The organism is Streptomyces sp. NPDC057002 (genome assembly GCF_042673825.1).
Lineage (GTDB): Bacteria > Actinomycetota > Actinomycetes > Streptomycetales > Streptomycetaceae > Streptomyces.
The window spans coordinates 63,565-89,138 of record NZ_JBHURZ010000002.1; the positions used below are offsets into that span (position 1 = coordinate 63,565).

At 71.8% G+C, this 25,574-nt stretch carries 18 protein-coding genes and 1 pseudogene; 5 read left to right on the top strand and 14 right to left on the bottom strand.

Going from position 1 to position 25,574, the window contains the following annotated elements; genetic code table 11:
* The 9 genes and pseudogenes from ACFT32_RS08385 to ACFT32_RS08425 form a co-directional block, all read right to left on the bottom strand.
* Positions 1–1,524 carry a right-handed parallel beta-helix repeat-containing protein gene (locus ACFT32_RS08385; RefSeq protein WP_382487226.1) on the bottom strand — a complete coding sequence of 508 codons (1,524 nt, stop codon included), beginning with the start codon at positions 1,522–1,524 and terminating at the stop codon, positions 1–3.
* An 8-nt stretch (positions 1,525–1,532) separates the two neighbouring features.
* Positions 1,533–3,485 (bottom strand): alginate lyase family protein, encoded by a 1,953-nt coding sequence (locus ACFT32_RS08390; RefSeq protein WP_382487229.1) that lies wholly within the window; start codon positions 3,483–3,485, stop codon positions 1,533–1,535.
* A complete protein-coding gene (locus ACFT32_RS08395) occupies positions 3,482–5,653 on the bottom strand; it encodes a bi-domain-containing oxidoreductase (protein ID WP_382487230.1) in 2,172 nt (723 codons plus the stop codon). The genes ACFT32_RS08390 and ACFT32_RS08395 overlap by 4 nt, the downstream gene beginning before the upstream one ends.
* Complete coding sequence (asnB, locus tag ACFT32_RS08400; RefSeq protein ID WP_382487232.1) at positions 5,650–7,566, bottom strand: asparagine synthase (glutamine-hydrolyzing); 1,917 nt, start codon at positions 7,564–7,566, stop codon at positions 5,650–5,652. Before asnB ends, ACFT32_RS08395 begins: the two co-directional genes overlap by 4 nt.
* 3 nt (positions 7,567–7,569) lie before the next feature.
* Positions 7,570–9,123 carry a Wzz/FepE/Etk N-terminal domain-containing protein gene (locus ACFT32_RS08405; protein ID WP_382487235.1) on the bottom strand — a complete coding sequence of 518 codons (1,554 nt, stop codon included), beginning with the start codon at positions 9,121–9,123 and terminating at the stop codon, positions 7,570–7,572.
* Positions 9,120–10,487: a polysaccharide biosynthesis protein gene (locus ACFT32_RS08410; RefSeq protein WP_382487238.1), complete on the bottom strand. Its 1,368-nt coding sequence runs from the start codon at positions 10,485–10,487 to the stop codon at positions 9,120–9,122. Before ACFT32_RS08410 ends, ACFT32_RS08405 begins: the two co-directional genes overlap by 4 nt.
* Positions 10,484–11,763, bottom strand: a pseudogene (locus tag ACFT32_RS08415) (glycosyltransferase family 4 protein). The gene ACFT32_RS08410 and the pseudogene ACFT32_RS08415 overlap by 4 nt, the downstream one beginning before the upstream one ends.
* Entirely contained in the window at positions 11,753–13,078 is a 1,326-nt protein-coding gene (locus tag ACFT32_RS08420; RefSeq protein WP_382487241.1) for a nucleotide sugar dehydrogenase, read from the bottom strand. The pseudogene ACFT32_RS08415 and the gene ACFT32_RS08420 overlap by 11 nt, the downstream one beginning before the upstream one ends.
* 82 nt (positions 13,079–13,160) lie before the next feature.
* Positions 13,161–14,639, bottom strand: a complete 1,479-nt coding sequence (locus ACFT32_RS08425; protein WP_382487243.1) for a sugar transferase — start codon at positions 14,637–14,639, stop codon at positions 13,161–13,163.
* Between the two features lie 770 nt (positions 14,640–15,409).
* On the opposite strand from ACFT32_RS08425, the gene ACFT32_RS08430 reads away from it, so the two are divergent.
* The 3 genes from ACFT32_RS08430 to ACFT32_RS08440 all read left to right on the top strand — a co-directional run bounded on the left by ACFT32_RS08430 (position 15,410) and on the right by ACFT32_RS08440 (position 18,783).
* On the top strand, positions 15,410–17,395 hold the full coding sequence (locus ACFT32_RS08430) for a serine/threonine-protein kinase (protein ID WP_382487246.1): 1,986 nt from the start codon (positions 15,410–15,412) through the stop codon (positions 17,393–17,395).
* A gap of 48 nt (positions 17,396–17,443) precedes the next feature.
* The gene (locus ACFT32_RS08435) at positions 17,444–18,121 is read left to right on the top strand and encodes a hypothetical protein (protein ID WP_382487247.1); all 678 of its coding nucleotides are present in this window, start codon (positions 17,444–17,446) and stop codon (positions 18,119–18,121) included.
* A gap of 101 nt (positions 18,122–18,222) precedes the next feature.
* Complete coding sequence (locus ACFT32_RS08440; RefSeq protein WP_382487249.1) at positions 18,223–18,783, top strand: dihydrofolate reductase family protein; 561 nt, start codon at positions 18,223–18,225, stop codon at positions 18,781–18,783.
* On the opposite strand, the gene ACFT32_RS08445 is transcribed toward ACFT32_RS08440, so the two are convergent.
* The 3 genes from ACFT32_RS08445 to ACFT32_RS08455 are packed head-to-tail and all read right to left on the bottom strand — an operon-like array spanning position 18,780 to position 23,133.
* Complete coding sequence (locus ACFT32_RS08445; protein ID WP_382487252.1) at positions 18,780–19,676, bottom strand: LLM class F420-dependent oxidoreductase; 897 nt, start codon at positions 19,674–19,676, stop codon at positions 18,780–18,782. The two genes, ACFT32_RS08440 and ACFT32_RS08445, sit on opposite strands and share 4 nt — an antisense overlap.
* Before the next feature lie 46 nt (positions 19,677–19,722).
* Positions 19,723–22,290, bottom strand: coding sequence for an ABC transporter permease (locus tag ACFT32_RS08450; protein WP_382487255.1), 2,568 nt, complete (start codon positions 22,288–22,290; stop codon positions 19,723–19,725).
* 3 nt (positions 22,291–22,293) lie between these two features.
* Entirely contained in the window at positions 22,294–23,133 is an 840-nt protein-coding gene (locus tag ACFT32_RS08455) for an ABC transporter ATP-binding protein (RefSeq protein WP_382487258.1), read from the bottom strand.
* Between the two features lie 136 nt (positions 23,134–23,269).
* On the opposite strand from ACFT32_RS08455, the gene ACFT32_RS08460 reads away from it, so the two are divergent.
* Both ACFT32_RS08460 and ACFT32_RS08465 read left to right on the top strand, forming a co-directional pair.
* Positions 23,270–23,509, top strand: a complete 240-nt coding sequence (locus tag ACFT32_RS08460) for a toxin-antitoxin system HicB family antitoxin (protein ID WP_086560028.1) — start codon at positions 23,270–23,272, stop codon at positions 23,507–23,509.
* Positions 23,510–23,513: 4 nt separating this feature from the next.
* Positions 23,514–23,888 (top strand): fic family toxin-antitoxin system, toxin component, encoded by a 375-nt coding sequence (locus tag ACFT32_RS08465; RefSeq protein ID WP_382487261.1) that lies wholly within the window; start codon positions 23,514–23,516, stop codon positions 23,886–23,888.
* Here the strand turns inward: ACFT32_RS08465 and ACFT32_RS08470 are convergent, their stop codons facing one another.
* Together ACFT32_RS08470 and ACFT32_RS08475 are read right to left on the bottom strand one after the other, a co-directional pair.
* Entirely contained in the window at positions 23,889–24,563 is a 675-nt protein-coding gene (locus ACFT32_RS08470; protein ID WP_382487264.1) for a class I SAM-dependent methyltransferase, read from the bottom strand.
* A gap of 78 nt (positions 24,564–24,641) precedes the next feature.
* Entirely contained in the window at positions 24,642–25,571 is a 930-nt protein-coding gene (locus ACFT32_RS08475; RefSeq protein WP_382487266.1) for an endonuclease/exonuclease/phosphatase family protein, read from the bottom strand.
* Between the last annotated feature and the right edge of the window lie 3 nt (positions 25,572–25,574).

Consider the following 25,574-nt stretch of genomic DNA (forward strand, 5'->3'; position numbering starts at 1 on the left):
TCAACCACCGTCCCGCGCGCGGAAGGTGCTGCCCGCGTCCTGCCGGTACGGCGTGCCCTGCCACTGCCCGAAGTCGAGCACCCGGCTCGGGTCGTGGGCGACGAACTTCCAAGGCCCGAGGTAGACATTGTCGTGCCAGCGGTTGTGCTGCTCGCCGGTGATCGCCTCCGCCACCCGCTCGCCCTGGTAGGGCGACCAGTCCGGATAGGTGCCGTAGTTGGCCAGCACCGCCATGCGGTCGCACTTCACCGTGCACCCGACGACGGAGGTGTCCAGCACGAAGCGGTTGTGGTGGATGTCCACCCGCTGGGTCTTCCACCGGCAGTCGGCGTAGAGCGGTGCGGTGGCGATCCCCGGCCGCGCGCAGCGGTCGGTGTCCTTCACCAGCAAGGTGCAGTCACCTGAGGAGGTGTTGGCCGGGCTGTTGCAGAACCGGTCGGCGTTCTCCCACAGGGTGATCCCGGACCAGTTGTCCTCCAGCACGTTCCGGTAGATCTCGATCTTGTTCGTGCGGGCCCGGATCCGTGGTTCGCCGCCGGACTCGGACAGATAGACGGTCGCGAACGGGAAGTTGTCGCCTCGGTCGGCGGATCTGCGGCCCTCGACCCGGTTGTTCCGGCGGATCGTGTTCTTCCGGATGACCGCGTTGTAGCTGGTCTCGTAGATCAGCGCGGCACCGTCGTTGGCCTCGAGCACGTTGGCCTCGATGCGGAAGTCGTTGTTGTTGGTGTCCGCCCACAACCCGGCTCCGCGGTTGTCGTGCACCCAGTTGCCGCGCACATCGGCGCCGTCGACGGCCCAGAACTTGACCCCTCCGGTGCAGCCGCAGCCCTCCCGCCGCCGCTCCCAGTCGTCGGTGTTGTTGCCCACGATCTCGTTGCCCTCGACGACCAGGCCGCTGATACGGCCGCCGGCCTTGTACGCGTTCATGCCGTACTGCCCGTTGCCGCGCAGGCAGCTGGCGCGGACCCGCTGGCGGGCACCGGCCATCAGCCCGGCGCCGGAGTTGTTCTGGATCGTCGCGTGCTCGATCACCCACCCGTCGGCCGAGTCGTGGTTGACCACGCCCTCGTTGTGCGGCGCGACGAAACCCTGCACGGTCAGATGGCGGACGGTGACATCGCGGGCGGTGCCGCCGAACGCGTACTGGTTGGTCTTCCGGCCGTCGAGCACCGCGCCCGGCGCGCCGAGGTAGCTGTTCCCCTTCTTGGGGATGACCTGGGCGTAGCGGTCCGGCTCGAGCCAGTGCTTACCCGGCCGGAGCCAGAACGTGGTGTTCGGGGGGCTGCTCTTGGTCTTCGCGGCCAGGTCACCGACCACCCCGGGGTCGACCGTCACCGCGCCCGCCGGTGCCTTCGCCGGTCCGGCCGCGGGCTCGGCGCACACCCGGGCCACGGACGTGGACGACGGCGCCGCGGCCGGCTTCGCCCCGGCGTCCGACGTGCTGTCACAGCCGGTCGCCGCCAGCAGGGCCAGGGCCAGCGGTGCCGCCGATAACGCCCGGAGCCGCCACTTGATCTCCACGAGCCCCCCTAGCCGCGGAACTTGAGTACGGTGGTGAACCCTTCCGCGCCGTCGGCGAAACCGGTGCCGACCAGCGTGGTGGCGGGTTCCTTGCGTCCGAAGCCGGCCGAGTACCAGCCGAGCGGCGGATCGGTCTCGCCGCGGTGCGCCCGCCAGGTCAGCTGCCCGGGCAGGTCGAGCACGGCGGAGCGGTCCTCGCCGTCCCGGGTCCAGGTGAGCACGGCCCGGTTTCCCTCCAGGTCCGCGGTGATCGCGGGGCCGAGGTGGAAAGCGAGGCGCACGGCCCGGCGGTCGCCCCGGACCTCGTCGACCACCCGCAGCTCCCGGCTCGCGGCCGTCAGCTCCACCCGGCGGCGGTGCACGGAGCCCTGGTAGCCGTCGTGCTCGGCGCTCCAGCGGGCCACGTCCTCGCAGGAGGTGTCGGCGGCCAGGACGCGGGTCTCGGCGTGCCGGGTCCACAGGAACGGACCGCCGGAGACGGACTGGTCAGCGCCGTCCAGTTGCAGGGTGTTGTGGCCGAGGGTCGACCGGAAGTACCGCCGCCACTCGGGCTGCCCGTGGTAGCAGTACGTCCCCGGGTCGGCGAGCACATCGACCCCGTCGTGCCGGACCTCCACGGACAGCGCGTCCGCGTGGGCGTGCGCGGCGATGGACAGGAACCCGTGCGGACCACCGTCGCAGCGGCACCAGATCTCCTCCGGGCCGCGCAGGATGGTCATGCCCGCGTCCGCGAAGTGGGCCGGTCGGCTCACCGGGCGGGACACGGCCGCTTCAGCGGGCTTGATGAGCGCCGCCAGCAGCAGGGTGCGCACATCGGTGCCGGTCACCGCGGGCCACCAGGCGAGCCGGCCGAACACGGCGTCCCCGGTGGCCAGCAGCGAGGCCCAGCGGTCGGTGCCCGCCCCGTCCACGACCAGACCGTGCCCGTCGTCCGCGTCGCCCTGGCGCGGCGGCCGCAGCCGGTTGTCCACGACGGCCGCGAGCGCGTCGGTCATCCCCAGCAGGACCCGGCGGACGGTCGTGGGGACCGGCACGCCCGCGGCATCGGCCTCGGCCACCGCGGCCAGGCCGAGCTCCAGCACCAGTCCGTGATACTCGGAGGCCAGCTCGCGGTTGAGGCCGGAGCGGAAGGTGTTGCTCCGCAGGTGCCGCTCCAGCGACCGCAGCGCGTCGGCCCGCCAGCGCGCCGAGGAGGGGAACCACCCGAACGCGCAGGCCGCGGCGAACTGCCCGGCGGCCTCGGCGACGACGTGGTTGTTCGCCGAGGACCCCCGGCTGGGGAAGGCGGCCAGCCAGCGCTGGTGGTGCCAGATCTGGTTCAGCGCCACCGGGTTGTCCTCGAACAGCCCGGCCGCGCCCGGCCAGCCGTCGAGCAGCCGACGGATCCACACCCAGGACAGCAGCCGGATCCCCAGCTCGATGCCGCTGATCCAGTGCACGCCGCGCAGCGGTGGGTTGGCCGCCCACCACGACCGCAGGTGCGCGGCCACTCGGTCGGCGTACCGCTCGTCCCCGGTGATCGCGTAGGCGGCGGCGAGCACGGTGAGGTACTGGTGCCGGGACGGCTCCCAGATCTGCTTGATGTCCCCGACCGCGTCCTCGCTGCGGTACGGCACGTCGAAGGCGTAGCCCGACGGCGCCCGGCGCCCGGTCTTCGGGTCGTACCACCAGTCCGGGTCGGCCAGGTCGTCGCGGACCACCCCGAAGTACTCGGCGTGCCCGGCCATCAGCCGGTCCGCCTCGGCGACGAGGCGTTTCGCGGCGTCCGGTGGCACCGCGTCGAGCGTCCCGGCGGGCAGTACCGCGGTGAACCGGGCGCCGGTCACGCTCGGGCAGTCCGGGCGCGCCGACCGCCACAGCCGCCTGCGCACCGCGTCGGCCGCCCGGCCGCCGACCTCCCGCGGTCCCATCCGGGACAGCCGCCGTAAGTACCAGCCCGGACTCCCCGAGATCACAGTCATCGCGCCCGCTCCAACGTCACCGGCACGCCGCCGGCCAGACCGGACCGCACGGCGAGGGTGGCCGACGTGGTGGCGACCAGCGACTCCAGCGGCACCGGCATCGGCCCGCCGCTCCGCACGGCCCTGACGAACGCGGCCAGTTCGGCGTTCTGCCCCTTGTCACGGGCCTGGGGCAGTCGCGAACTGACCCACCGCTTGCGGCCGTGGACCGAGGCACGGACGAAGTCGTCGAGCCGCAGCACCTTGCCGTCGGCGACCAGGTCCAGCGTCTCCTTGGGGAAGCCGGGCGCGCCGTTGGTGACGTAGCTGATGGTGGCGGTGGACCCGTCCGGGTAGCGCAGCACGACCTGGAGGTCGTCGTTGCCGGACGTGGCGACCGCGTACACCGAGACCGGGTCGGCCTCGAGCAGCCAGCTCGCCGTGTCGATGAAGTGCCCGCCCTCGCCGGCGAACCGCGAGCCCTCGGTGCCCTGCCGGAGGTACCAGCTGCCGTGCTGGAGCCGGCCCGCGTTGACCAGATAGCGCAGGCTGGCCGGACCGGTCCGGGCGCCGAACCGCTTCTTGGCCTCGGTCAGCAGTGGTGCGAACCGGCGGTTGAATCCCACCTGGAGCCGGTCGTTGCCGGACTCCTCCACCGCCGCGAGCACGCCGGCCAGTTCGTCCTCGGTGAGCGCCAGCGGCTTCTCCACGAACACCGCCTTGCCGGCCAGCAGCGCCCTCCGGGTCAGCTCGGCGTGCGAGCTGTGCCGGGTGACGACGAACACCGCGTCGACGGCCTTGTCGCCGAGCACGGCGTCGAGATCGGTGGTCGCCCCGGCGAAGCCGAACTTCCGCTGCGCGTTGGCCCCGGACAGCGCTGTCGTGGTGACGACCGTGGACAGCTCGACGCCGTCGCGCCCGGCCAGATGCGGCAGAAGCATCGACGTCGCGTAGTTCCCCGCGCCGACGAACGCCAGCCGCACCGGCGTCCCGGCGGTCCGGAGGGGACTCCGCTTCACGTTCACCGAGGGAACGGCCACCGCCGGAGCCTCGGCTTCCACTGCCTGTTCGGGGTACCGGAACAGCACGGCCACGGCCTTCAGGTCGCCGTCCTTCAGGCGCTGGTACGTCTCGACGGCGTCGTCGAAGCCGGCGATGTGGGAGACCAGGGGCTCCACGTCGACGCGGCCGCGGGCGACGAGATCGAGGAAGCACGCCAGGTTGCGCCGCTCGGTCCAGCGCACATAGCCGATCGGGTAGTCCCGGCCCTCCAGCTCGTACTCCGGGTCGTAGCGCCCGGGGCCGTAACTGCGGGAGAACCGGACGTCGAGCTCCTTCTCGTAGTACGCGTTCCACGGCAGGTCCAGACGGCACTTGCCGATGTCGACGACCCGGCCGCGGTCCCGGCACAACCGGGCGGCCAGCTCGACGGGCTGGTTGCTGCCACCGCCGGCGGCCAGATACACCTGGTCCACGCCGTGGCCGTCGGTGAGTTCGGCGACGGCGGCCTCCACGGCCGCCGACTCGGGGTCACCGCAGGCCACGGCGCCCAGACGCTCGGCGAGCTCGCAGCGCGCCGGGTCGGGGTCGACGCCGACGACGCGCACCCCCGAGGCGCCCAGCAGCTGCACCACCAGCTGCCCGATCAGCCCGAGGCCGATGACCAGGGCCACCTCGCCGAGCTGCGGCTCGCCCTGGCGGACGCCCTGCATCGCGATCGACCCGACGGTGCCGAAGGCCGCGTGCCGCGGTTCGAGCCCGTCCGGCACCGGGACGTAGAGGTTCTTCGGCACCCAGTTCAGCTCGGCGTGCAACGCGTGCTCATTGCCGGCGCAGGCCACGAGGTCGCCGGCCTTCACATCGTCGACCCCCGCGCCGACCTGCTCGACCACCCCGCACAGCGAGTAGCCCAGCGGTGTGTAGGAGTCCAGCTTGCCCATGACCTTGCGGTAAGTGGCGGGCACCCCGTTGGTGGCCACGCTCTGCATGACCTTGGCGACCTGGTCCGGCCGGGAGCGGGCCTTGCCCAGCATCGACATGCCGGCCTCGGACACCTTCATGAGCTCGGTCCCGGTGGAGATCAGCGAGTAGGCGGTGCGGACCAGCACACCGCCCGGCTTGCACCCCGGCACCGGCACGTCGAGCACCGCCAGCTCGCCGCTCTTGTAGTTCTGTACAACCTGCTTCACTCGAACTCCCCAGAAGTCGCGCCGCGGTACCAGTACTCGAGGGTCAGCACATGCCATAGATGCTTGGAGAAGTCCTGCTGCCCGGCGGCGTCCTCGGCGGCCATCCGCCGCAGCGCGTCCCGGCGCAGGAACCCGGAGCGGACGAGCTCGCCGTCGTTGATCACCTCGCGCACCAGCGGCGCGAGATCCCGGCTCATCCAGGCCCGCAGCGGGGCGCTGAACAGGCCCTTGGGCCGGTAGACGATCTCCGTGGGCAGGATCGAGGTGGCCGCCTCCTTCAGCACGGCCTTGCCCTGCCGGCCGACGATCTTGCGATCGCCGGGAAAGGCGAAGGCGGCCTTCACCACCTCGACGTCCACATACGGCACCCGCACCTCGGTCGACGCGGCCATGCTCGACCGGTCGGTGTAGGCGAGGTTCAGGCCCGGCAGGAACATCCGGGCGTCGCCCAGGCACATGCGGTTCACGAAGTCGTCGAGGTGGTTGTCCTCGTAGATGTCCCGGTGCTCGGTGAGCACGTCGTCGACCGTGCCGGCCAGATCCGGGTTGATCAGGCCGAGCAGCTCGTCCTGGTCGTACATCGTGTAGCTGCGCCGGAACGCCGTTTCCTCCGGCAGATCGGCGAAGGACAGGAACCGCTTCGCGAACCGCACAGAACGCAGCCCCCTGCGGCCGGTGGCGACCGGCAGCCGGTCCACGGCCGCGTACACCCCGCGCCGCACAGGTCGCGGAACCCGCTGATAGCGCAGCGCGAGCACGTTGGCCAGGTGCTTGCGGTACCCGGCGAACAGCTCGTCCGCGCCCATTCCCGAGAGCATCACCTTGACCCCGGCCTCCCGGGCGGCCGAGCAGATCAGGAAGGTGTTGATCGCGGCGGGGTCGCCGATCGGCTCGTCCAGGTGGTACGTCATCCGCGGCAGCAGGTCGAGCACATTCGGGGCGATCTCGATCTCCCGCAGGTCGACGCCGAACCGCTCGGCCACCTGCCGGGCGTAGCGCAGGTCGTCCGGCATCGCCTCGAACTTGGCGTCCTCGGCGCGGAATCCGATCGTGTAGGCGGAGATCCCGGGCTGGTGGCGGGCGGCCAGGGCGGTCAGCCAGCTGGAGTCGAGACCGCCGGAGAGGAAGGTCGCCACGGGTACGTCGGAGAGCAGGTGCCGCCGGGTCGACTCCTCGACGACGGCGGCCAGATCCGGCAGCTCGCCGCTCCGGGCCCGCTCCCGGCCCTCGGCGGCGACGTCCTTCAGGTGCCAGTAACGGCCGCGCTCCACCCGGCCGTCGGGCCGGATCCGCAGCCAGCTCCCCGGTGGCAGCTTCTCCGCTTCGCGGTACGCGCACCGTGAGTCCGGCACCCAGTAGTAGAGGAGCGAGGCCACCAGCGCGGCATGGTCCACCTCGAGAGCACCGCCGGTGGCGGCGGCGAGCGCCTTGAGCTCGGAGGCGAACACCAGGCCCTCGCCGCGCCGGAGCAGGAACAGCGGCTTGACGCCCAGCTGGTCGCGGGCGAGGACCAGTTCGCCGGTCCGCTCGTCGAAGACCCCGAACGCGAACATGCCGCGCAGCCGGGGCAGGCAGTCAGTGCCCCAGCGCCGCCAGGCCTCCAGCAGCACCTCGGTGTCGGAGGTACCGCGGAAGCGCACCCCGCCGGCGGCCAGTTCGGCACGCAGCTCGGGCGCGTTGTACAGCTCGCCGTTGTACGTCAGGACCAGGCCGCCCGAGACCATGGGCTGGGCGCCGGTCTCGGACAGGTCGATGATGGCCAGCCGGCGGTGCCCGAGATGCACTTCGCCGTCACCGGCGGCATGGCTGTACCGGCCCGCCCCGTCAGGGCCGCGGTGGGCGAGGGTGTCGGTGAGCCGGTCGGTCACGGCCTTCCCGTCCGGCCATCGGTAAGTACCCGCGATGCCACACATGTCCTACCGTGCCTCCTGGTCGTTGTCCGGACCCCGTGCGGCCCACACCGGCAGCCGTTCCGTCCGCCGTTGGCCATCCCCCACTGCCTGAACGGCCTGGGAGGTACCCCCACCGTTTGGCCGGGCCGGTTTCTCGCCGCGGCCACGCGCGGGGTGCGGGCCGTCCCACAGGGTGCCGTCGGTCCGGTCACGCGGATCGGGGTCGATCAGCACCACGCCGATCACCGGGATGTGCTGGTCCGCGAGCTGCCGGGCCACGGTGTGCAGCCATGCCGTGCTGCCGTGCCCGGCACGCACGACGAGCACGGTCCGCGTACCGAGGTACTGGAGGTCGGTCCACGCCGTGCCGGGCGCCACCGAGCCCACGCCGAGCCGGAGTTCCTGATGCCGCGCGGCCTCGGCACGCTCGCCGCCGCTGACCACGGTCGGGTCTCCCGGCTTCGGTCGGCGGCCCGCGAGCTGCCGGCCGGGCAGGCCGTCGACGATGACCACCGGCCCCTCCGCCGCCAGTGCCCCGGCGAGGTCCAGGGCGATCACGCTCGTGCCGCGCGCACAGCCCAGTTCCAGCAGCGACACCGGTTCCGCGGAGCTGCGCACGGTGCGGGCCAGGGACGCGGTGAGCCTGGTCCGTGCCGCCCGGATCCGCCGGCGCCGCCACGGACCGGTCGACCGGCGGGGCAGCTCCGCGATGACCGAGGCGCCGAGGTTCGCCGCGATGTCCCGGCGCAGGACGGGGCGGTCCGCCACCACCGTGCCGATCGCTGCCACCGCGAGTCCCAGGACGAGTCCGAGGACGAGTCCGATCGCGGCGTCGGTGGCGGCGGCCCTGGGCAGGGAGTGCCGCACCGCGTGCGGGGCGTCCACGATCTGTGTGCCGGCGACGAGCTGGGGCGTGCCGATGCGTGCCTCCGCGGCGCGCTGGCCGAAGTCGGTGATGCGCGAGGTGAGTTCGGCCCGGCGGGCGAAGAGCGACTCCATGTCGGCCGACGCCTTCGGGTCGCTCTCCGGCGGTCCGTCTCCGATCGCCTTGTTGACCTGGGCGAGTTCGTCCCGCATGCGGTCACGCTGGTCGAGCAGGGTCTTGGCCTCGGCGTCCGCGGCTTCCCGTATCCGCTTCACATGGTCCGCGACGAACGCCTCGGCCAGGGCCTTGGCCCGGGCCACCGCTTCCGCGTCGCTGTCACCTGTCGCATTGATCTGCAGCAGGTTGTTGGTCAGGCCGGTCCCTGCGTAGTCCCGCATGAAGTCCTCCGGTTTCTCCGGGGACCCGAGGGACCGCAGGGCCTGGCCGGCGATCCGTGTGGTCCGCAGCAGCTCGACATCGGTGCGGATCAGTGTTCCGGGGTCGTTCGGCTGGTCCTCTTGATGCGCGACCAGCACCTTGGTCACCGCGGTCGGCGGTGGCGGCAGCAGGATCGCCACCGCCGCGCCGAGGAGCAGCCCCAGCAGCGCCATGGAGCACCACAGGCGCCGCCGTCTGCGCACCGCCACCACCAGCGACTGGAGGTCCAGCAGCGGAGCGGCGGCCGACTGCTCCGACGTCGTACTCGTCGTCACCGCGAACCTCCCGCCGCGTTGTCGCCGACCGCGAGCGCCGGAGTGGCGGCATCTTGAGGACGGCCGGCGGGCCGCGTGGGACGGGCCCGGACCGAGCCGGCGAGGACGATGCCGACGACCTCGTGCCGGGCGTCCGCACACGCCTCGGCGATGCCGGTGAGTTCCCCCGCGGTCCAGCGGCCGGCGCTGAGCACGACCAGGGCACCGGACTCGTGGTCGCGGTCCGGCACCATCGGCCGGTCCACCGAAACCCCCACCACCCGCAGCGGCGGATCGTTCTCGGCCTCGGCGACGAGCTGGCCGGCGGCCCGGTGGGCGATCTCGTCGCCGTCCGGGACGACGACCAGCAGCCGCCGGGGGGCCGGGAGCCGGTCCCGGAGGCGGGCGCACACCCGCCGGTAGCGGATCCGCCTTCCGGCCTCGTCGCCGGACGTCTGCGGACTCGGTAGGTCCCACCGGACATCGACGCCCAGCAGCCGGCGGATCCGGGCCCGCCGGCCGCCGTCCTCCGTCCGGTGCGCGGGCGGTTCACCGGGTACGTCGACGGTGCCCAGCGACTCCGAGCCCAGCGCCGCGGCGATCTCCGGTTCGGTGCGCGGCCGACGGCTCATCCGTGCGGCGGTGAGATGGCCGATGACCGCGAGCAGGAAGGACAGCAGTGCCCCGCCGACGACGAGCTGCGTCCTCGTCGGCGGCGCCTCGCCGGCCGGCCGGGCCGCCGGACCCATGACGACCATGCCGGCCTTGTCGGCGGCCGGGTCGGCCTCGTCCAGCTTCTTCACGGCCTCCTGCAGCGTGGTGCGCAGCTTGGCCAGCTCGGTGCGGGTCTGCACGCTCTCCACGGTCTGCCCCGGATCGGCCGCGTCGGCCAGCTCGGTGATGCGGCGGCTGGTCCGCACCACCAGCTGCCGCAGTGCCTCGGGGCGCTCCGCCGCTTCGGGGTCGGTGTCGTCGCCCGCGATGCGCGCGGCGAATGCCACGAATTGCCGGGCGACCTGGTCGGAGAGCCGCTGGGCGCGCTCCGGGGTGTCGGCCGTGCCCGAGATCTTGATGATGTTCCCGTCGGCGGCCTGGGCGCTCACCCGATCCCGCAGTTCGCCGCTGCTGACTCCGGTCCAGCCGAGCGTGGCGGCCGCGCGGTCGACCACCACCGAACTGCTCGCGATCTCCGCCTGGGTCAGCAGCTCGCGCTCCTCCCACGCCCCGGGCAGCAGTACCGATGCCGACGTCGTGTACCGCGGCGGAATCAGCAGGGAGGTGCCGTAGCCGACGAGCGCACCCAGCACGGCGAGGACGGTGAGCAGCCGCCCGCGCCGACGGATGATCCGCCCGATCGTGACCAGGCGTATTGTTTCATCGCTCAACAGTGCGGCCTCTTCCCTGCCTGGTACGGGTCGCTCTCGACACCGGAGCGTGGTCACGGCAGGCAGCGGCGTAGGCGGCGAGCAGCGACGCCTGTGAGTTCCGCCAGGAGAGCGGCCCGCTGATCCGCTCCTGGCCGATCTTGCCCATCCGGGCCCGCTTGTCCGGATCATCGAGCAGCAGCGTGATGAGCTTCGCGAACTCGGCCTCGTCGTTGGCCTGCGCGTAGACGGCGGCATCACCGGCGGAAACGCGGGCCTCCCGGAGGTCGAACGAGACGATCGGCCGGCCCATCGCCATGTACTCCAGGACCTTGTTCATGGTCGACACGTCGTTGAGCGGATTGCGCGGGTCGGGGGAGAGGCACACGTCCGCGGTGGACAGGTAGCGCACCAGGTCGGCGTCCGGGATGCGCCCGGTGAACTCCACCTGCTCGGAAAGCCCGAGCCGCCGGGACAGCTCCACCATCGCGTCGAAGGCGTCGCCGGCGCCGACGAACACCGCGTGCCAGTCGCTCCGCCCGAGCTCGTCGCGCAGCTTCGCCAGGGCCCGCAAGGCGTAGTCGACGCCGTCCTGCGGGCCCATGACCCCGAGGTAGCACAGCAGATGAGGCTTGCCGCGCTTCAACTCCGGCTCGGGCGGCACCGGTCGGAAACGGTCGGTCGCGGGCGCGCTGCGCACCACGAAGACGTCCTCCGGCCGCCGGCCGCCACGGCGCACCGCGACGTCCCGGTAGCTCTCGTTCGTGGCGAGCACGATGTCCGCGGCCCGGTAGGTCAGCCGTTCCAGCGCGCACACGGCGCGGTAGAGCAGATCCTCGCCGCGGTCGAACCGGGAGAGGTACAGCTCGGGTACCAGGTCGTGCTGGTCGAAGACGAACCGCGCGCCGCGCCGCTTCATCCACAGTGCCGGCAGGAACAGCAGGTCGGGCGGGTTGCAGGCGTGGATCACGTCGACCGGGCCGACCTTCCGGGCCAGCCGGACCGTGTGCCACAAGGCCGATCCGTACTCCCGCAGGTAGCCGGCGGGCCCTCCGGTGGCCGCGCGCAACGGGTAGCGGTGGATCCGCACCCCGTCGATCACCGCCTCCGGCTCCGTGTCCCGCTTGCTCCCCCGGGGGCAGATGACGTGCACCTCCCAGCCCGCGTCGCGCAGCGTCGTGCACTCCTGCCACACCCGCCGGTCGAACGGCACCGACAGGTTCTCCACCAGGATCAGCGCGCGCCGGTCCGTCCCCTGGCCGCCGGCCGTGTCACCCGACGATCTGTCACCAAGCAAGGCCCACGTACCCCGGTTCGGCCCGGCGCGCCTCGGCGTCGGGAAGGCGGATGAGGTCGACGATCACCGTGCCGTCGCCATGGGGCAGCGCCGACAGCACGGCCGGATCACTGCTCCCGACGAGGCACACCTCGGCGTGCTCCAGCACCTCGTCGACCGAGTCGGCGAGCAGTTGCGCCAGGTGCGGCAGCCGGGTCTCGATGTACTCGCGGTTCGCGCCGATCAGCCGGGACAGGCTCACGTTGGCGTCGTAGATCTTCAGTTCGTACCCCTTGCCGAAGAGCCTCTCCGCCAGCTCGACGAGCGGGCTCTCGCGGAGGTCGTCGGTGCCGGGCTTGAAGGACAGCCCGAACAGGCCCACCCGGCGCTTGCCGGTGCGCTCGACCAGCTCCACCGCACGCTGCAGATGGTCGGAGTTGGAGGGCAGCACATGGGCGAGGATGGGCACCGAGACGTCGGCCCGGCGCGCCGCGTGGACCAGGCTGCGCAGGTCCTTGGGCAGGCAGGAGCCACCGAAGGCGAAGCCGGGCCGCAGGTAGGCGGGGCTGATGTTGAGCTTGCGGTCGGCCAGGAACACGTCCATCACCTGGTGCGAGTCCACCCCGAGCGCCTGGCACACCGCGCCCAGCTCGTTCGCGAAGCCGATCTTGAGGCCGTGGAAGGCGTTGTCCGCGTACTTGATCGCCTCGGCCGTCGGGACCGGCACCCGGAACACCTCGCCGGGCAGGCCCTTGTACAGCGCCATCACGGCATCGCCGCTCGCCGGGTCGAGTTCGCCGATGACGGTCTTGGGCGGGTCGAAGAAGTCCCGCACGCTGGTGCCCTCGCGCAGGAACTCCGGGTTGACCGCGACCCCGATGTCCACCCCGGCGGTGCCGCCGACGGCCTTCTCCAGGATCGGCACCAGCAGGTTCAGGCAGGTGCCCGGGAGCATGGTGCTGCGGAACACCACGGTGTGGCGGCCCCCCTGACCGGCCCTCTCTGCCAGCGCGGCGCCGATCTCCTCGGTGACCCGCTCCAAGTACGCGGTGCACAGGCTGCCGTTGGGCTCCGACGGTGTGCCCACACAGACCAGTGACACCTCGCTGTCCATGATCGCCTCGCGGACGTCGCCGGTGGCGCGTAACGCCCCGGTCCGCACGACCTCGGCGATGAGATCGCCGATCCGTTCCTCGACCACCGGGGCCTTGCCGTCGTTGACCAGGTCGACCTTCACCTGGTTGACGTCCACCCCGATGACCTCGTGGCCCATGCCGGCCAGGCACGCGGCCGACACACAGCCCACGTAGCCGAGCCCGAAAACGCTGACTCTCATGACCCGTTCCTCCCCCCAGGCAGGCCCTTGCGGCCTGCGCTCAGCGCGCCGGCGGGACCGCCCCGCCGCTGCCCCCCGCGCATCAGTAGGCCCCCTGGCCGTGGAGCACCGCGCGTAGCGTCTTCCACAAGATCACCGTGTCCAGGGCCAGCGACCAGTCCTCCACGTACCGCAGGTCCAGCCGGACCGCCTCCTCCCATGACAGGTCGCTGCGTCCGCTGATCTGCCACAGGCCGGTGAGTCCGGGCTTGACCAGCAGCCGCCGCCGGATGTCCGGGCCGTACGCCGCGGACTCCTCCGGTAGCGGAGGCCGCGGACCGACGAGCGACATCGATCCGGTGAGCACGTTGAAAAGCTGCGGGAGCTCGTCGAGCGAGTACCGGCGCAGCACCGTTCCCACCCGGGTCACCCGCGGGTCCTGGCGGACCTTGAAGAGCAGGCCGGCGCCCTCGTTGAGGTCGGCCAGCTCGGCACGTGCCCCGTGCGCCCCGGCGACCATGGTGCGGAACTTGAGAATGGTGAACTCGCGGCCGTCCTTGCCCACCCTGCGCTGGCGGTAGAACACCCCGCCCCGGCTGTCCATCAGCACGAGCAGCCCGACGAACACCATCAGCGGAGCGAACAGCACCAGCAGAAACGTTGCGCCTACTCGGTCGACGACCCCTTTGACCACTCGGCGGCCCCCGGTGAAGGCCGGCATGCTGACCCGCAGCAGCGGGATCCCGAGCACCGCGTCGATGTGCAGCCGTGGACCGGCCACCTCCATCAGCACGGGGGCCACGACCATCTCGGCGTCGCTGCCCTCGAGGTTCCAGGCCAGCCGCTGCAGCCGGTCCGGTGACCAGTGCGGGTCCGGGGTGACCGCGACGACCCGGTAGCCGTCGCGGCGGACGTGGCCCGCGACGTCCGCCAGTCGGCCGACGACCGGTACTCCGTCCAGTTGATCACCGTCGATCCCGAGACCGTCCGTCGTGCAGACCGCGTCCACCCGCCAGCCGAGGTGCGGGAACTTGCGGGTCCGGGTGATCAGGTCGTGCACGGTGGCCGGGCTGCCGGCCGCGAGCACCGGTCTCAGGCACCGGCCTTCCTTGCGCTGTTTGTGCAGCCCGAGTCGCAGCAGATACCGCGCGGTCATGGTGACGAGCGCGATCGCGGGGATCGCGACGAAGATCCAGAGCTTGATGTTGCGCGAGGTGAGGGCGATGCCCCCGAGTGCCAGTACGACGGTCGCCGCGAACAGCGAGCGTCCGAGCCTGCGGAATTCCTCAGCGCCCTGGCCGAGCGCTGCCGGAGCCCACGCCCGGCCCACCGCGAGCGCCCCCAGCACCAGCAGCTCGGTGCCGAAGGCGAGGATTCCCCACTTCTCGTGCCAGTTGGCCGCGTCCCGCGCCCCGAAGAAGTTGCCGATGGCCGCCACCACGAAGGCGGTGGCCACGGTATCGCTGATGATCACGGTACGGCGGTACCGCTGCTCCCAATCGATCGCGGGCCGGCTGATCGCCCCGTCCGCCAGACGCCCGCGCGCTGACGGATACGGGCGGGCTAATCCCCCTTGCCGCACAGAACCCCCCAGGTCCCCAGTGGTTCGACGTGCTCGCCCAACACTGTTCCTCCCCCCGGGAGGCCCCCGCCCCCCGCGCTGTTCGTCCCCCGGGGAGGCCCCCGCCTCCCTCGTCGTGCGCATGACATCCCAACCCCTGCGGAGCTGCCTGAACAACCCACCCCGGCGGCAGCGGACTCGCCCGTCCTACTGGCTTTGTGCAGCGCCGGACCTATAGATCATTAAGGGTCGCCTCGTGCCCGAACAGCTGAAGCACGGTCAATCTAGACCATCGGGGCCAGTATGGAGAGAGGGTGTGTGCAATTTGTGTTCAAGGTTTGAGGCAAGATCCACCGACCGGTGACCACTCACGGACGCCGCGACGCCGACCCTCTGGAGGGCAGCCGTCAGGTGCGCCGGCCGCGCACGAGCGAGAACAGGTCATGCGGCGCCCCCTCGCGGGTGGGGCGCTGGAGCAGATCAGGGGTTCCGGGAGGGTGGCGGCTCACTGGATCTGTCCGGAAGGTGCCGTGTGGATATCCCCGAGGCTCGCTCATGCATGGCCTTGAGGCCGTCCGGACCCGAACTGGACCAAAACACCGGCCCGCGGCCACCACGACCGCCTCACAGTTCTGCCCGGCCGCTCCAAATCCCCTTTCGCCGCTGCCGCTTGAATCAACGTCAGCGATAACGGTTGCAGAACTGTGAAATTTCTTCCCGCATTGGATCTTTTTCCGTTGGGAGAATTCTTGCCGGAGAAACCTCCGTACGACTGAACTCCAGGGGGAAGTGTGACAGGAGCGAGTGAGCGCGACGGGTGCAAAGGGGACTGGGGTGGCGATTCATGGACCGTCCCCGGATATGTCGATTTGAAAAACCTGGGCAAAGGCGGTGGCGGCCGGGTGGTGGTCGCCCGTCATGTCTCGACCGGCCGGAACGTCGCTATCAAGTACCTCAATGAGGAACTGTGTTCGAAGTCGGAATTTCGTACTGCCTTGCGAACCGAGGCCCGGCTCCTCAGTGACCTGACATCGCCTCATGTGACCCGCCTCTACGAGTACGTCGAAGCCGAGCAGGGCGCGGCCATCGTCATGGAACTCGTTTACGGCGCCGCACTCCGCGCCCTGCTGAAGAAGAAGGGGTCCACACACCCCGAGGCCGCACTCGTCGTGCTGAAAGGGTCCCTGTTGGGGCTGGCCGCCGCGCACGGCGTCGGCGTGGTGCACCGCGACTACAAGCCCGAGAACGTGCTGGTGAACTGGGACGGCCGGACCAAGCTGGTGGACTTCGGAATTGCCGCGCGCACCGGCGACCGCCACAACTTGTGCGGTACCTGTGCCTACATGCCTCCGGAACAGTGGAAAATGGAGGCCGCCACCCCGGCCGGCGATGTGTACGCGGCGACCACCACCCTCTACGAGTGCCTTACCGGCGTGCGCCCGTTCGAGGGGCCGGAACCCTATGACTTCCTGCGCCAGCACGCCGAGGAGCCCGTGCCCATGGACCGGGTGCCGGGAGAGGTACGCGGGCTGATCCGGCACGGCATGGCCAAGGACCCGGCGCTCCGGCCCGCGAACGCCCTCGACTTCCTGAGGGAACTGGAGTGGGTGGCTGGGAACGCGTACGGACCCGACTGGGAGGAACGCGGCCAGAGTCGGCTGGCCGCGGTGGCGGCGGCCCTGGTGCCTCCGGCGATCTCACGCCTGGACGCTCGTCTGGTGGGCTCCTCGGCCGAACTGGCCCGTACCGTGCTCACCGCAAGGCGCCGCGGTCGGCCGCACAGGCGGGGCGATGTGCTCACCGGCGCGGCCGCCGTGGCGGTGGCGGGGCTGCTGAGCCTGGCGCCCAGTGGCTGGACGGGTGGGCCGGAAGCGCACGCCGGTGCTCACACTCAGGCCGTCACCACGCTCGACGTACGGAAGGGCACCGGTTCGGCGCAGGAGACGCGGAGCACCGGGCCGGTTTCGGACTCCGGCGGCACCGGCCCGTCTGGCGCGCAGGACAGCGGCACGGAGTCCAGGGCGCAGACGGGTGAAACCGGCTCCGACACGGTCAGGAACAGTGGGGACGGCGACACCGGAACGAACCCCGACGCGGGTACCGGCACGGAAGGCGGCACCAGCACCGGCGACACCGAGACCCACGGCCACGAGGACACCGGCACCCGGGCCGACACCGACCGCACCCACGAGAACACCGGCTCGGAGACCGACACCGATCGCAGCGGCACGGACTCTCCTGACGACGGGAACACCAACGGGGGGAACGGCGGGACGGGCAACCCCGGCACGGGCAACCCTGGGCCGGATAACCCCGGGACGGGCAACCCTGGGCCGGATAACCCCGGGACGGGCAACCCCGGGACGGGCAACCCCGGGACGGGCAACCCCGGGACGGGCAACCCCGGGACGGAAGGCCCCGGGACGGATAACCCCGGGACGGAAGGCCCCGGGCCCGTCAACCCCGGCACCGGTCAAGCCGACGATGACGATGACGGGGGCGGGGGCGCGATCGCGGGGACCGGCGACAGTGATCCCGGGGCTGCGGGCGGCGCCGGCTCCGCAACCAACGTGGGCCCAGGTGCTCACACCAGCGCCACTGCCGGTTCGCAGGAGAGCTCGAAGCTCATCTCCAGCTCGCAGTCACTCAGTACCACCAGCCAGAGCAGCACCGACACCGGCGACTCCGCCGGCGGCGCCGGCACGGGTTCCGCTTCGACGCCGGCTGTGACCCCGCGGCAAGGCGCTCCGGCGGCCGTCGAGGGCGAGCCCGGCTGATGCCGGTCCACCGGAGCCTGTGAGAGCGAGCTGAACGGAGGGGCGAGGATGACGGACCACGGCGAGCGTCCGGTGGTGCCGTGGGACTTACCGGATCCGGGCCTGGAGCCGACCCTGCAGGACCCGGATGTGCAACCGACCATCAGAGACGTCGACGACGACGCCACCTACGTTCCGACCGTCCTCGACGACCACTGGACCAGTACCGAGCCCGCGCCCGAGTCCGAGGTCCTGCACTTCGGACCGGGCGTCCCGCCCCTGGGGCTGACGGACACCGCCGTCGACGTCTGGCGCGGCACGGCGCAGCACAAGAGCCGGCAGCAGCCCCGCGGTCGACTGCACCGGCTCCGCAGATACCGCCTGGCGGCGGCCGTCCTGGCGATCGTGCTGGCCTGGCTGTTCTGGCAACGGCAGACGGCGGACCTGCGGATCACCCAGGTGACGGCACAGACGAGCAGCGTCGTCCAGTGCGACGGAACAGCCGAGGTGGTGGCGGTGGTGAGAACCAACGGGGCGGCCGGGGCGCTCACCTACGAGTGGCACCGCAGTGACGGCACCTCCTCGGGTCCGCGCGAAGAGCGGCTGGGCAGAGGACAGGACGAGACACGCCTCCGCCTGCTGTGGACCTTCCACGGCAAGGGCACCAGCAAGGCGACAGCGCGGCTGGTCATCGAGTCCCCCAGCCGGCACACGGCGTCCGCCTCCTTCGCCTACACCTGCCGCTGATCCGGCACGGCCGGCTCGGCCCGGGGATTCCCGCGAGTCGCGACAGGTCCTGCGGCGTCCGGCGGTCGTACTGTCGAACCCGATACCGAGGAGGACTGCTGATGCGCAGCGTGACCTATTCGATGAGCGTGTCACTCGACGGCTACATCGTCGGGCCGGACGGCGACTTCGACTGGGGGCTGCCCGAGGAGGTCTTTCGCTTCTGGATCGACGAGATCCGAGGGGTCGGCGTCCACCTGATGGGACGGCGGCTGTACGAGACGATGCTGTACTGGGAGACCGCCGACCAGGACCCCTCGCTCGACGCCGCGGGGCACGAATGGGCCGCGCTCTGGAAGCCGCTCCCCAAGGTGGTGTTCTCCACCACGCTGTCCACGGTGCAGGGCCACGCCCGTCTGGCCTCCGGCGGCGTGGCGGAGGAGATCGAGCGGTTGAGGGCCGAGCCGGGGGAGGGCGAGATCGCGATCGGCGGCGCGACTCTCGCCGCTGAGGCGGCCGGGGCGGGCCTGATCGACGAGTACCGGACCATGGTCTACCCGGTACTCGTCGGCGGTGGCATCCCGTACTTTCCCCGGCACGAGCGCCGGGTGGATCTCGAACTCGTCGAGACCCGCAGCTTCGCTTCGAGGGTCGTCTACCTCCGCCACCGCGTGACGCGCTAGCCGGCCCGCCCGCGCAACCGTTCGATGACCGGCGCGAACGCCTCCATGTACGGCTCCAGGATGGTCAGGTACGTGAAGCCGTAGCGCTCGCGCCGGGACAGGACCTGGTCGGTGATCTCGTCCAGCGTGCCGACCAGGGTGACGGGAAGGTCCAGTACCTCGTCCGCCGTCAGGCCCGGTACGCGGTCCAGCAACGGCTGGATGGCGGCCTCGCGGTCCTCGGTGCCGATCACCACCTGCACCAGCAGATTCAGCTCGGCCGGCTCCGCGCGGCCCTCCGCGAACTTCAGATACCGCGCCACACGCTCTTCGAGATCGTCCGCGCTGATCGGCGTCAACTGCCCCGTTGTGCTGCCCGGTGCCGTGCGCGCACCGGTGAACGCCGCTATGTCGGCGTGCTCGGCGGCCAGCCGCAGCATCCGGTCGCCGTTCCCGCCGACCAGCAGCGGCACCCGCGGCCGCTGCGCCGCCCGCGGCTGGTGCTCCTCGGAAGCCAGCAGGCGCTCCAACTCCTCTACGGTGCGCCGCAGATGGTCCACCCGCTCGCCCGGCGAGCCGAACGGCAGCCCGGCCGACTCGTGCTCGTCCCGTGCGTAGCCGGTGCCGACCCCGAGTTCCAGGCGCCCGCCCGTCAGCGCGTCCGTCGTCGCCACCTCGCGGGCCAGCAGCGCCGGATTCCAGAAACCGGCGTTGAGCGTGAAGGTGCCGAGCCTCGGCCGCTCGGTCGCCTCGGCCGCCGCCACCAGCGCGGGGAAGGGCGCGGGCATGCCCAGATGGTCGGGGACGAGGATCACGTCGTAGCCGAGTTCCTCGGCCCGGCGGCACTTGGCGCGCCACTCCTCGCCAGGGGCGGCCGTGAGCATGTTGATTCCGAAACGGAACGGGCGCGGCATGAACTCTCCTCACCGAGAAGGGACTTGAGCGACTGCCGCGATTCCATCATTCGTGCGCGATGGCCGCCAGTACGTTCATGCGGGATGCACGCAACGCCGGCAGCAGCGCGGCCACCACGCCCACCACCGCAGAGCCGATCACCACCGCGACGATCGTGCCCCACGGGATCGCGAGGGCCGTCATGCCCTGGAGCGCCAGCACCTGCTGTGTGCACACGCCCCACACCAGCCCCAGCGCGAGCCCCAGGACCGCGCCGAACACCGCGATCACCACCGACTCCAGCCGGATCATCCGCCGCAGCTGACGCCGGGCCAGCCCGATCGCCCGCAGCAGCCCGATCTCCCGGGTGCGCTCGACCACCGACAGGGCGAGGGTGTTGACCACGCCGAGCACCGCGATGATGATCGCCAGCCCCAGCAGCGCGTACACGAGGTACAGCAGGACGGCGATCTGGTCGTGCACCAGCTGCTTGTAGTCGGCCAGGTCCCGCACCTGCACCTGCGGGTACGGATCCAGGGTCCGCTCCAGGTTCGCGCGCAGCTCGTCGTCGCTCGTGCCGGGGGCGGCGTTGACGTACAGCGCGGAGTCCTGCCCGCCCGGCGCGTACCGCTCCAGCGTGGCGAGACCGAAGTAGAGCCCGCCCTGCGTGCCGAACCCCTCGGCGGAGTCCTGGTCCGTGAGGGCCCCGACCTTCAGCTCGGCCGAACGGCCGCCCTGGAACGCCACCGGGACGGTGCTGCCCACGCGTACGCCGTGGTCGCGCGCGAAATCCCGGTCCATGGCCAGGCGCCCGGCCGCCAGTGCCGACGCGGAGTCCCCTTGGACATACGTGATGTTGGCGACCTCGTCCAGCCGCGGATCGTAAGCCGCAGCGGTCGTCTCCACCCGGTCGCCGTCCGGCAGCCGCACCGCGACCGGCGTGAACCGCCCCCGCACGACCAGGCCCACGCCGTCGGTGCCGCGCACCTCGTCGGTGACCTCCTTCGGGAACGGCAGGAAGTTGGTGTTCTGGATCACGAAGTCGGCGCCCAGTGTCTTGTCGATCTGCTGGTCGAACGACCTGGTCATCGAGGCGCTCGCCACCGACATCCCGCCCACCAGGGCGAGACCCACCATCAGGGCCGCCGCGGTGGCCCCCGTACGGCGGGGATTGCGCAGCGCGTTGCGCTGGCTCATCCGGCCGACCGACCCGAACAGAGCGGGGAAGGCCGCGCCGAGCACACGGATCACCGGGCGCACCAGCAGCGGACCCGCGATCACGGTGGCGATCAGGGTCAGGACGACACCCAGCCCCAGCAGGGACGCCGCCGACGAGGTCCGGGTCGCCGCCGCGCACCCCGCGAGCGCCGCCGCCCCGGCCGCCCCGACGATCGCGCCCGCCACCGCGCGCATCCGCAGCGGCCGGCCCACCCCGGCGACCTCGGCGTCCGCGAGCGCGGCCATCGGCGAGACCCCCGCGGCCCGCCGCGCCGGGAGGTACGCGGCGACGAAGGTGACCCCGAGCCCGACGACGTACGCCGTCACGGGCGTCACCCAGCCGATGACCATCTCGCCGGCGTCGATGTTCATGCCGAGCAGGCCCATCAGCTCGATGAGCCCGGCCGCCAGCCCGATGCCCGCCGCGAGCCCCAGCGTGGAGCCGACCAGGCCGAGCAGGAGGGCCTCGACGAGGACCGAGCGGCGGACCTGGCGCCGGTCGGCGCCGAGCGCGCGCAGCAGCCCCAGCTCGCGGGTGCGCTGGGCGATGAGCATGGAGTAGGTGTTCACGATCAGGAAGACGCCCACCAGCACGGCGATCCCGGCGAACCCGACCATCACGTACTTGATGACATCCAGGAATCCGCCGAGCTGCTCGACGTCCGACTCGGCCTGCTCGCCGGCCGTCCTGAAGTCGTAGGTGTGCGCGCCCAGCGCGGCGGCCACGCGCTGCTTGAGCTGTGCGTCGCTGACGCCCTCCGCCGCGTCGACCGCGATGCTGGTGGCGCCTCCCGGGCTGCCCAGCAGTTTCGTCTGCGCGGTCCGGGTGTCGAAGAAGACCAGGGCGGCGCCGGGGTTGGTGGTGGTGAACGTGACGATGCCGACGACGCGGACCTCGAACGACCCGGGCGGCGCGATCACGGTGAGGGTGTCTCCGATGCGCACGTCCTTGCGGCCGGCGGTCTCCGAGTCGAGCAGCGCCTGGGCCGGTCCGCGCGGTGCGTGACCGGAGGTCAGCTCCACGGGGCTGCGCTCGGTCGGGTTCCAGGCGGTGCCGAGCGTGGGAGCCCCGGTGGTCGGGCCCACCGGCTCGTTGTCCTCGTCGGCGACCGTGAGGCCGTCCACGTCCACCTCGGCCCGTGCCGCCGCGACCCCGTCGACCTGCCGCACGCGTGCGGCGAGCGCGGCCGGCAGGGTGGCCGTCCGGCCCGAGGGCACGGCCTCGTCGAGGTCCTCCTTCGGGCTGACCGTGACATCGGCCGCGGTGGAGGCGAACAGCCGGTCGAACGTACGGCTGACCGTGTCCGAGAAGATCAGGCTGCCCGCGACGAACGCCACGGACAGCAGGACGGCGAGCGCGGAGAGCAGCAGCCGCCCCTTGTGCGCCAGGAAGCTTCTCAGGGTCGCCTTGAGCACGGGTCAGTTCTCCTCGGCGGCCGGGGTGTCCTCGGATCCTGCGGCGGGAGGGGTGTCCTCGAACCGGGTGCGGATCGTGTCGAACCTCTTCAGGCGTTCCAGTACGGCCTCCGCCGTCGGCCGGGGCATCTCGTCCACGATCCGTCCGTCCCCGAGGAAGAGCACCAGGTCCGAGTGGGCGGCGGCGCCGGGGTCGTGGGTGACCATGACGACCGTCTGGCCCAGCTGGTCCACCGCCTCGCGCAGAAAGCCGAGCACCTCAAGACCGGCGCGCGAGTCGAGGTTGCCGGTCGGCTCGTCCGCGAAGATCAGCTCGGGCCGCGAGGCCAGAGCCCGCGCACAGGCCACGCGCTGCTGCTGGCCCCCGGAGAGCTGCGACGGCCGGTGCCTGAGCCGGTCCCGCAGGCCCAGGGTGTCGATGACCTGGTCCAGCCACTTCTCGTCGGGCTTCCTGCCCGCGATGTCCATGGGAAGGGTGATGTTCTCCAGCGCGTTCAGGGTCGGGATGAGGTTGAACGACTGGAACATGAACCCGATCCGGTCCCGGCGCAGCCGCGTCAGCTCGCGCTCCTTCAGCCCCGTGATCTCCGTGTCGCCGAGCCACACCTGGCCGGCCGAGACGGTGTCGAGACCCGCCAGGCAGTGCATCAGCGTGGACTTCCCGGAGCCCGACGGCCCCATCACCGCGGTGAACCGGCCCCGCGCGACGTCCACGTCCACCGAGTCCAGCGCCAGCACGGCCGTCTCGCCGGAGCCGTACGCCTTGGTCAGACCGCGGGCGCGGGCCGCGATCCCGTCGGCCGACGCCAGGCCGGGGGCGTGCTCCGCAGCAGGTGTGGACAAGGCCGCCTCCTCGGGGTGGATGTCCGGACTTCGTCGTCTTGCCCGAGGGTAATGTGACGCGGCCCACACTCGGTATCCTCCGCGAGTCGGAGTCCTGGCCTTGCCGGTGCTAGCGTTCTCGCGCTAGCGTCGAGGTATGGCGAAGACCCAGCTGAACGTGCGAGTGGACGAGGGCACCGCCCGAGCCGCCCGCGAACGCGCCCTGGCCCGTGGAATGAGCGTCAACCGCTACATCGAAGAGCTGGTCAGACAGGACACCGGCGAGGTCGGCCACACCTTCGTGGAGGCCGCCGCCGACTTCATGAAGCAGTACGAGTCCGTCTTCGCCGAGGAGTTCGGCGGGGACCGGGAGGGCACACGCGAAGGTCGTCACTGATCCCTTGAACAACCTCGAGATCGATCTCGCCTGGCTGCTGATGCTCGCCGAGCACAAGACCCCGGGAGACCCCCAGGTCACCGACTGGGGAGCCCTCGTCGCCGCCGTCGCACGCCACCAGGCCGCCATATTCGACGTCCCCGTCTACGACAGCCCGCACGCCCGCGCCGCCGCGCTGCTCCAGTTGCTGATCCACGTCCCCGCGCTGGAACGCTCCAACGCGCTGTTCGCCTCCGCCGTCGCCTACGCGTATCTCGTGGCCAGCGGCGCCAAGGTCGTCACCTCGCCCGAGCAGGTCCGCGACCTCGCCAAGCTGGTCAAGAGCGGCGAGGCGTCCGTGCGGGACATCGAGCGGGAGCTGCTCCAGTGGAGCCTGTGACTAGGAGCTGACCGGGCGCCAGGCCGTGCCCAGTACGCAGTACGAGGCGGGCAGGGTCGGTCCCTGCTCCGGCATCAGCACCTGCCGGTAGGGGCCGAGTTCGAAACCGGCGTCGCGCAGCGCCCGCACCGGCTCCCGCGACAGATGGCAGCCCCCGTTCAGAACCGGCCACACCGTCCGGTCCAGCGCGCGCTGGCTGAAGGTCATCACCCGGCCGCCGCCCCGGCCGTGCTCGAAGAACCGCACCTCGCCGCCCGGCCGCAGCACCCGCCGGAGCTCCCCGAGCGCCCGGGGCACGTCCCGCACACTGCACAGCACCAGCGACACCACCGCCGCGTCGAAGCCCTCGCTCTTGACCGGCAGCGCCTCGGCCGCACCCGGCACCACGTCCACCGGCACCTCGGCGCGCAGGGCGGCCTCCACGGCCAGCCGCCGCAGCCGCCGCTCCGGCTCGATGGCCACGACCTCCGAGACGGTGCCCGGGTAGTGCGCGAAGTTCAGCCCGTTGCCCGCGCCGATCTCGAGCACCCGCCCGGACAGCCCGTCGAGCAGTCTCTCGCGCACCCTGCCCAAGCCCATCCGGGTCTCGGCGGCGACGCTGATCCGGGCGTAGTAGCGGGCGAACAGCGGATGGTGCACGGCATCCCGCGGCACCTTGCCGGAGCGGAGCGGCATGGAGACCTCCCTGCTAGGCGGACCTACCGGGATTGTCCCCCGCGGGGCCCCCACGCACCCCTGCCGCCGGCATCCCGGCTAGCCCGGACGGACGCGGCCGAGCACCGGAAGGTGATCACTCCCGGTGGCGTCCAGGGCGGACACCTCCGTCACCTCGGCCCCTCTCCCCAGCACCTGGTCGATCCGCGCCACCGGAAAGGAGGCAGGCCAGCTGAACGCGAACCCCGAAGGAGGGGCGTCCAGTCGGGAGGTGAGCGGACCGAGCCCCCGGTCCTGCACCGTGCCGTTGAGGTCGCCGACCAGCAGGAGCCGGTCGGCCGGGTCGTCAGCGATCCGTGCCCCGAGCAGTGCCGCGCTCTCGTCACGGGCCGCCGACGTCAGCCCCGTCGGGCCCAGACGGACGGACGGCAGATGGACCACGTACACCGCGAGCTTTCCACCGGGCGCGGACACCGTGGCCCGCAGACCGCGCTGCCAGCTCTCCGGAAAGCCCTCCGGCCGGATGTCCACGGGCCGCACGTCCGACAGGGGCCAGGCCGACCACAGACCCACCGTGCCGTGGACCGCCCGGTGCGGCCGGGAGGCGCCCAGGACGTCCTGGTAGGCGGGCCGTGCGGCGGGCGTCAGCTCCTCGACGGCCACCAGCTCCGCACCCGTGGCACGCAGAGCCCGCGCGGTGCCGGAGTGGTCGGCGTTGTCATCGGCCACGTTGTGCTGGACGACCGTCAGGCCGTAGGCCTCCGGGGGCGAGGAGAACCACAGCCCGCCGAACATCCACAACCAGACGGCCACCGGGGCCAGGCAGGCGAGCAGCCCCGCCCTCGACCGCTTGAGCGCGGCGAGACAGCCGAGCAGAGGCACGGCCACGCCCAGCCACGGCAGGAACGTCTCCAGGAGGCTTCCGAGCCGCCCGACCCCGTTCGGCACGGCGGAGTGCAGGGCCAGCAGGCCGGCGACACCGACGGCGCCCGCGACGAGCCAGGCGTCCCACGACCGGCCACCCCTCACCCC

Excerpts from the sequence above, each read along its gene's own strand:
- ACFT32_RS08470 (WP_382487264.1), bottom strand. The coding sequence starts at position 24,563 with ATGCCGCTCCGCTCCGGCAAGGTGCCGCGGGATGCCGTGCACCATCCG.
- ACFT32_RS08435 (WP_382487247.1), top strand. The coding sequence starts at position 17,444 with ATGACGGACCACGGCGAGCGTCCGGTGGTGCCGTGGGACTTACCGGAT.
- asnB (WP_382487232.1), bottom strand. The coding sequence starts at position 7,566 with ATGTGTGGCATCGCGGGTACTTACCGATGGCCGGACGGGAAGGCCGTG.
- ACFT32_RS08420 (WP_382487241.1), bottom strand. The coding sequence starts at position 13,078 with ATGAGAGTCAGCGTTTTCGGGCTCGGCTACGTGGGCTGTGTGTCGGCC.
- ACFT32_RS08445 (WP_382487252.1), bottom strand. The coding sequence starts at position 19,676 with ATGCCGCGCCCGTTCCGTTTCGGAATCAACATGCTCACGGCCGCCCCT.
- ACFT32_RS08390 (WP_382487229.1), bottom strand. The coding sequence starts at position 3,485 with ATGACTGTGATCTCGGGGAGTCCGGGCTGGTACTTACGGCGGCTGTCC.
- ACFT32_RS08440 (WP_382487249.1), top strand. The coding sequence starts at position 18,223 with ATGCGCAGCGTGACCTATTCGATGAGCGTGTCACTCGACGGCTACATC.
- ACFT32_RS08460 (WP_086560028.1), top strand. The coding sequence starts at position 23,270 with ATGGCGAAGACCCAGCTGAACGTGCGAGTGGACGAGGGCACCGCCCGA.